The sequence below is a fragment of the Bradyrhizobium sp. 76 genome (assembly GCF_023073025.1).
Taxonomy (GTDB): Bacteria; Pseudomonadota; Alphaproteobacteria; order Rhizobiales; family Xanthobacteraceae; genus Bradyrhizobium.
The window spans coordinates 1-6,822 of the sequence record NZ_JADPIS010000140.1; the positions used below are offsets into that span (position 1 = coordinate 1).

The 6,822-nt window shown below is 57.9% G+C and carries 4 protein-coding genes and 4 pseudogenes; 5 read left to right on the forward strand and 3 right to left on the reverse strand.

Translation table 11 applies throughout. The features are described 5' to 3' along the window. Positions 1-306: 306 nt before the first annotated feature. Positions 307-555: a hypothetical protein gene (locus IVB48_RS34960; protein ID WP_247407452.1), complete on the forward strand. Its 249-nt coding sequence runs from the start codon at positions 307-309 to the stop codon at positions 553-555. Between the two features lie 283 nt (positions 556-838). On the opposite strand, the pseudogene IVB48_RS34965 reads toward IVB48_RS34960, so the two are convergent. Together IVB48_RS34965 and IVB48_RS34970 are read right to left on the reverse strand one after the other, a co-directional pair. Further along, positions 839-1,096 (reverse strand): annotated as a pseudogene (locus tag IVB48_RS34965) (IS5/IS1182 family transposase); the annotation flags it as partial. A gap of 117 nt (positions 1,097-1,213) precedes the next feature. Continuing rightward, entirely contained in the window at positions 1,214-1,696 is a 483-nt protein-coding gene (locus tag IVB48_RS34970) for a MarR family transcriptional regulator (RefSeq protein ID WP_247407454.1), read from the reverse strand. 487 nt (positions 1,697-2,183) lie between these two features. Between IVB48_RS34970 and IVB48_RS34975 the strand changes: the two genes are divergently transcribed. Beyond that, positions 2,184-3,689, forward strand: coding sequence for a porin (locus tag IVB48_RS34975; protein WP_247407458.1), 1,506 nt, complete (start codon positions 2,184-2,186; stop codon positions 3,687-3,689). A 118-nt stretch (positions 3,690-3,807) separates the two neighbouring features. Here IVB48_RS34975 and IVB48_RS34980 read toward each other — a convergent pair. Next, positions 3,808-4,544 (reverse strand): annotated as a pseudogene (locus IVB48_RS34980) (transposase); the annotation flags it as partial. A gap of 143 nt (positions 4,545-4,687) precedes the next feature. Between IVB48_RS34980 and IVB48_RS34985 the strand changes: the two are divergent. The 3 genes and pseudogenes from IVB48_RS34985 to IVB48_RS34995 form a co-directional block, all read left to right on the forward strand. Then, positions 4,688-5,668 (forward strand): annotated as a pseudogene (locus IVB48_RS34985) (IS3 family transposase); the annotation flags it as partial. Between the two features lie 410 nt (positions 5,669-6,078). Next, positions 6,079-6,384 (forward strand): siphovirus Gp157 family protein, encoded by a 306-nt coding sequence (locus IVB48_RS34990; protein ID WP_247407456.1) that lies wholly within the window; start codon positions 6,079-6,081, stop codon positions 6,382-6,384. Between the two features lie 272 nt (positions 6,385-6,656). Beyond that, positions 6,657-6,822, forward strand: a pseudogene (locus tag IVB48_RS34995) (IS256 family transposase); the annotation flags it as partial.

Here is a 6,822-nt window from a genome sequence, read left to right on the forward strand (position 1 = left end):
TGATCATCGTGTGCCATCACAAGGTGTCCACCTATTTTGGTGGACACCTCATGCATCAGAGCACTCAAAAGCAAAAGGTGCAGGGAAATTCGCGCTTACGGTAATTGAAAGCTTCACCGGGGGCTTACGTTGCGAGGTCTCGATTTCCATCTCCTCCGCGACGTTTGTCGCAGCGACCGGCGATCTCGGTCGTTTTGAGAATGCGCGGCAGCTGATGTCGTATCTCGGCCTGGTGCCTTCGGAGCAGTCAAACGGCCAACAGATCTGGCGCGGCGGTATCACCAAGACCGGGGCGAGGCACGGCGAATGCTCATCGAGGCTGCCTGGAGCTATCGCTATCCACCGCGCGTTGCCAAGGACAAGGCCGAGATCGTCGTGCGGCTTACCAAGATAGTTCGCGACATTGCCTGGAAGGCGCAACTTCGCCTTTGTAAACGGTTTCGCACATTAAGTGCAGCCGGGAAGAAGCCAACCGTGGTGGTGGCCGCGATTGCGCGAGAGCTGTGCGGCTTCGTTTGGGCGATTGCCCAGGAGGTGAAGCCGGTGACTTCATAGTCGCGCTCGCGCCGGGCCTGTTTGGCCGGGGGCAGGACGAACGGTCAGGGCAATCCTCGAGAACCCCATCGGGCCGGCGTGTTTGCCGACGGCCGCACTAAGTCCGGAGGTGGGCCTGCGACGATAAACGCTCATGCGGTCTTAATCCGCGAATGGAAGATTAATCGACCGTCGCCATCGTCGTCCTGCTCCCGACCTGACAGCAATCACCTCACAATCGTTCACCACGCCGCACCTCCGGTGCGGTGACGGTGCTTCGCATCTTTTTGCTTGAAAAAGGACATGGGTTCTCCACCCAGCGCTCGCACAGCACCTCGTCGGACAGGTCATAGGTGTGCTTGATCGCGAGCCCCGCCATCAAGCGCGTCGGCAGCGGCGGCTGGCCAGGGCCGTCCGTGTAAACCGCTCCGAACGCCTGCTCCAGGAAGTCCCAATCCACCGTGCGCGCCAGCGTTACCAGCGAATGCTTCATGTCGATCTGATCGAGCCGGGAGCGAAACAGATCCAGCTCGCCGGTCTCGCGCCGCTCCCGTGGCCGCATCCAAACCTTCGCTCATGCACTCTGACGAGCAGAGAATCACGAGCGCCGACTCGACGGAATCTGGAGGGTTCTGTGAGGTCGCGATAGACTGCGGCGGGCCGGGATCAGTCAACGACCTTATAAAATGCCGATGCTCAGCTTCTGAGATGCCAATTGGCTATTCTTGGCGATCGAGGCAAGCCGCTTATTGAGGTAGTGGAGGGACTCCTCGTCGAGGCCGCCAAACATGGTCGAGTTGAGTGCTTTTCTTGTCATCGACAGATTTGTGATTTCCTCTCGCGCCTTCTGAGTCAACGAAATCTGCAGAAATCTCGCGTCCTCAGGAGATGTTACGCGGGTCAAAAACTCCATTTTTTCAAGTTTTTTAGTCTGGTTGGTGACGAAGGCCGGGTGGATTCGCAGTTTATTCGCAACCGCTATTCCGGAGACGCCGCGACCATTATCCAATTCGTCGACAGCCATTAGGATTAGCCACTGAGGTTCAGTTATTCCCAGCATCTGGGCCCAGCTCTTATGAATGTCCTCAAGCTGGGAGTGGATCTCAACAATGTTCCAGATGAAGTCGGTAACGGCTTTATCGAGCTGTTTCGTCTCGGCCATGTTGGTCTTTCCGCCAATTTTTGATGTGCCGGTAGGCGGCACAACTGATTCCTCTCATTAGCGCGAACGTACGTAGTCCCGTTCGGCGGCCCGAAATAGTGTTGGCACGACACAGTTACCATGTCAAAAAAACAATTGACCAATACAATTGTTTGTGTTCCATTTCCTGTGCTAAGCTCGAGACGCCAAACCGATCAAGCTGTTAAATCTCCAAGCAAAAGCCTTCGAGGTGCCCCTCGAAGGCCTTTGCTTGGTCGATTTCGGCACTGATGGGCCTTGCCGAGCGCAGTGTTGCCAAATCACAACGCACTACAAATAACGAACGGTTGCTCTTATTATTTCATTGAAGCAATTGAATCTAGCAAGTATGTCACGGTGGACAGCGAGGGGGCGCCTCGAAGTCGTTCCGTCAAGCACCCGCCCACGAGGCTCGTAGCGGCGGATTTTTGTAGGACGGAAACAAGGTTTCCAGCTTGGAGGTCCAATGATGAAGTTGACAAAGAGTATCGTCTTGGGTTCTGGGGTAATGTTGGCAGGTGCCGGGGCACAAGCCGCCGATCTTCCCGTTAAGGCGAAGGCCGTCGAGTACGTGAAGGCCTGTTCGCTCTATGGTGCGGGCTTCTACTACATCCCGGGCACCGATACGTGCATCAGGCTGCTTGGTTTCATGCGTGCCGACGCGATGTTCAATTCAAACGCTATCTTCGATCCCGCCGATAGCAGCGTAGCTGGCGCGCGGAATCGTCTCAGTAATTACTATACTTCTCGGGGGCGCGTCGCTCTGGGTATCGATACGCGCACCGCAACGGAGTACGGTATGGTGCGTGCCTACGGTCTCCTCGGCTACACGTGGACCGACGGCAGCTATACGGGGGCCGGGACAACTGCCGTGAATGGCTCGACGACCTTTGCTTCGAAGGCGGATGTTCTGTCCGTGTGGTACGCGTTCCTTCAGTTTGCTGGGTTCACCTTCGGTAAGGCGCAGTCGCAGTTCTCTGCGCCTTGGACCAGCTATCCGGGGAATATCTTCGATGGCCTGCCTGGCGGCGGCGGCTGGGACCCGGTAAACCAGATCACCTATACCGCCGACTTCGGTCAGGGCATTTCGGCTTCGTTCTCGGCCCAGGATCAGGTCTCGGCCTATACTAGCAACATCTGGAACGTGAGCGCAGCATCGGTCGCGGGTCTCGCAACGGGGGCGTATGGTGCCAACGATATCGGCGGTACGCGCGCTCCAGATTTCATCGCGATGCTTCGCGTTGATCAGGCTTGGGGTCTCTTTCAGGCCTCGTTCGCAGCGCACGACAACCATGCCGCGTATTATGGCGCGAGCGAGTTGACCAGTCATCCGGATGACAAGTGGGGCTGGGCTGGTCAGTTGGCTTTGTCGATCAAAAACATCCCGACGGGCGCAGGCGACAGCATCAACATTCAAGGCGTTTATACGAACGGCGCAAGCCGTTATAACTTCCACGACTATATGTCGAGTACGACCTTCGCGATGTATGGTGGTACGGGCTTGCCGGGTGCCTACCAGAGTCTTGGAATTGGTGGTGTGTCCGACTCGGTGTTCGTGGCTGGCTCCGGCCAGGAGCTGACTACGACCCACGGCTTCAACGGCGGTTACAACCACAACTGGGATTCACACTGGACCTCCAGTCTCTACGGAGCTTGGGCTGCTGTGCGCTACAGCAACACAGCGAAGGGCTACATCTGCGGCACTTTCGTCACGACTCTCGCGCTCTCCAGCGGACCCGGCGGTTGTAACCCCAATTTCAATTATGCGGTGATCGGTACGAGGACAGGCTGGACGCCGATCAAGGACCTGACCTTCACGGCCGATCTCGCTTACACGATGCTCGATCAAAAGTATGCAAGCGGAAGCACGGTGACGCTCCCGCTGCAATCGACTCTCGCGAAGCCGGGCGCGGTTTATGAGCTCAAGGACCAGCACACCCTAACGTTGCTCCTCCGTGCTCAGCGTAACTTCTAAGTCTCTATCAAGTTAGCGGAAAGGAGAAAAAGGCTCTAAACTTCGACCTCCAAGAAGGCCTCCGGTATGCCCACCGGGGGCCTTTCCCTTTTTGGACAACCAGTATCTGAATTGACCTGCCTCGATAGCTGAAGCGCGGATCCACCGCTGGCGAGAAGCGACTGAAGATGTCGACAATCGTCAGCACGCGGATTTCGCGGCCGGTGGCAAGCTGGTCGTGAACGAAGTCCATGGCCCAGGTCTCGTTGATCTGTTTTGCATCGGTTCGATCTTCGCGCAGCTTGGCCTTGACGCGGCGCTTGGGCGTTTTGTTGCGTAATTGCAGGCCCAACTCCCGGGAGAGACGGTAGCCCCTTTTGACGTTAACTGCCCACCCGTCGCGTTGCAGCAGGACATGAATGCGCCATATCCGTATCTCACCCGCGTCTCGCAGATGTCCTTGATCCGGTTTTTCAGAGTGGCCTGGTCGCCACGCTTTGACTTGTAGACGTATAGTGCCCGATCAATTCGAAGCGTGGAGCAGGCCCGCCTGACAGACACTTTCCAGTCACGTCGCACCTTGTCGACAAGCTCGCGCTTGCGGCCAAGCCTCAGAGTTTTTTTGAGAGCACATCCTGAAGATGGCCTTCCCAACGACAGGTCGGCGACAATCCGCTTCAGCTTGCTGTTCTCTTCCTCAAGCTGACGCAGCCGCTTCATCTCCGAAGGCATCAAGCCCGCATACTTCTTCCGCCAGTTGTAAAACGTTGCCTCGCTGATCCCAGCCTTGCGGCAGACCTCCGCTACCGCCGAGCCGTCTTCAGCCTGCTTCAACACGAATGCGATCTGCGCCTCTGAAAACTTCGATGCCTTCATGGAACTCTCCTCGTCCCCATCAGGGGATCAATGGAAATTCCAGTTCAAACTGGCTTAATTTGGCCGGCGCACGTCACCATTGACCTGCCCCTGCCGATTTCCTCCACGTAGCGTTAGAGTCCGGCCTTCTGAAGGACGGACAGATGAACCGAGCCAGGTTTACGGAAGAGCAGATTATCGGCGTGCTGCGCGAGCATGAGGCGGGTGCGAAGACCGCTGATCTTGCGCGGAAGCACGGGGTTTCGGAAGCGACGCTGTACAATTGGAAGGCAAAGTTCGGGGGCATGGACGTCTCTGAGGCTAAGCGGCTGCGCCAACTTGAGGACGAGAACGCCAAGTTGAAGAAGCTGCTGGCCGAGCAGATGCTGGATGCCGCGGCGCTGCGCGAGCTTCTGTCAAAAAATGGTAGGGCCCGTCGCCAAGCGCGAAGCCGTCGCGCATCTACAGACCATCATGGGTCTGTCGGAGCGTCGGGCCTGCATCGTCAGCGCTGACCGCAAGATGGTCCGCTACCGGTGCCGGCCGCCGGACACCGAACTGCGCGGCCAATTGCGCGAGCTTGCCAATAGCCGCCGGCGGTTCGGTTATCGCCGGCTGTTCGTACTGCTGCGGAAGCTGGGCGAGCCGTCCGGGCTGAACCGGATCTACCGGCTATACCGGGAGGAAGGTCTCACCGTGCGCAAGCGCCGGGCCCGCCGCCGCGCCGTGGGCACCCGGGCGCCGATCCTGGTCGAGGCCAGGCCGAATGCCCGCTGGTCGCTGGATTTTTGTTCATGACCAGTTCGCCAGCCGGCCGCCGCTTTCGAATCCTGAAGATCGTCGACGACGTGACGAGGGAATGCCTGGTGGCGATCCCCGACACCTCGATCTCGGGACGGCGGGTGGCGCGCGAGCTGACGGCACCGGTCAATCAGCGCGGCACGCCGAGCATGATCGTCTCCGACAACGGCACCGAGTTCACCTGCAACGCCATGCTGGCCTGGTCGGAGCAGCACATCATCGATTGGCTCTTCATCGCGCCCGGCAAACCGACGCAGAACGGCTTCTGCGAAAGCTTCAATGGCCGGATGCGGGACGAGCTTCTCAACGAAACCCTGTTCTTCGGCCTCGATCACGCCCGCGCTGAGATGCCAGCGAGATCAGTTGTGGCTGCTGATCTGCTACTTGCGAGGCCCGCTATGGTCTCAGCGATTGTCTGGAAGGATCAGAGGAGCATCGAGCTTGCCATAGCGCCGTCGACTTTAATCGACGCGTTTTCTAGGATCTTCAGTAGCCGGTCGCGCGCGTAACTCTCTTCTGCAGGAGGGCCGCGCGATCATATGAGCAGGTGCGATTTTTGATGTTTGGGAATTCCAAAGATATCCAACCTCCGCCGCGATGTGGTGGACAAAAAAGACTCTCTGTTGAAGTGCATCAAATGGGTGGGGCGAACTAATGTTTCGAGAGGAAGCGACGTACAAGACTGTCGAGTTCTCGACTTATCTGTGGTCTCGAGCGTACGCCGCCCTGCAGATGGTGACTTTGAGGGAAAAAGGTGCCGAAGGCCATCGAGCGCCTCAAATACAATTTCATGAACGGCCACGGAAAGAAACACTTTCTTGCGGGACTCGACAAGCTTGGTATCCGGAATGATCCCCCAGCCATTGCTGCAGCCAAGTATCACTACATGGGGAACGATCTTATCGGCGATGTCCCGATGGAGTATATCCGGGAAACAGACCGCAAAGTCTGGATCCGCTATCTAGCTCCGCTATCTAGCTCCGGCTTGGGCTTATCCGGGCTCGGGTCTTCTGGCATGCCCGGCATCTGCGCAGCTCTCTGCGTTTCAAGCCTGGCATAGGAACAATGGGACGTGGCTAGGATGCCCAAGGCTCGCCTATGTTTGCACGAAACTCTATCGGCGGATTCAAACGGTCGTCGCAACACTCGGAGGTTGGAGGTTGCGATGAACGTTGTAAGGCGCCGATCGGCGCGGTCAGGACGAGCCCCATTGCCATCGCCAGGACGGCCCTCTGAGCTATCGCCGAAAGTTGGTGACGGCGGGAATCGGGAAGGCGGTATATCGTGGGGGTGCTTGACGCCTCCACTTCTCCACCGAAGGAGCGATATGCCGTGTCCAACGATAACGTCATCCAGCTGATTCAGCCAGGAATCTTCGACGACCAACTCACAGAAGTCTTGCGCAATGGAGCGCGTGCCCTGCTGGCCCAGGCGGTCGAGGCCGAGGTTGCAGACTTTCTAGGCCAGCATGCCGATTTGAAGACCCGGGACGGCCACC

Excerpts from the sequence above, each read along its gene's own strand:
- IVB48_RS34960 (WP_247407452.1), top strand. The coding sequence starts at position 307 with ATGCTCATCGAGGCTGCCTGGAGCTATCGCTATCCACCGCGCGTTGCC.
- IVB48_RS34970 (WP_247407454.1), bottom strand. The coding sequence starts at position 1,696 with ATGGCCGAGACGAAACAGCTCGATAAAGCCGTTACCGACTTCATCTGG.
- IVB48_RS34975 (WP_247407458.1), top strand. The coding sequence starts at position 2,184 with ATGAAGTTGACAAAGAGTATCGTCTTGGGTTCTGGGGTAATGTTGGCA.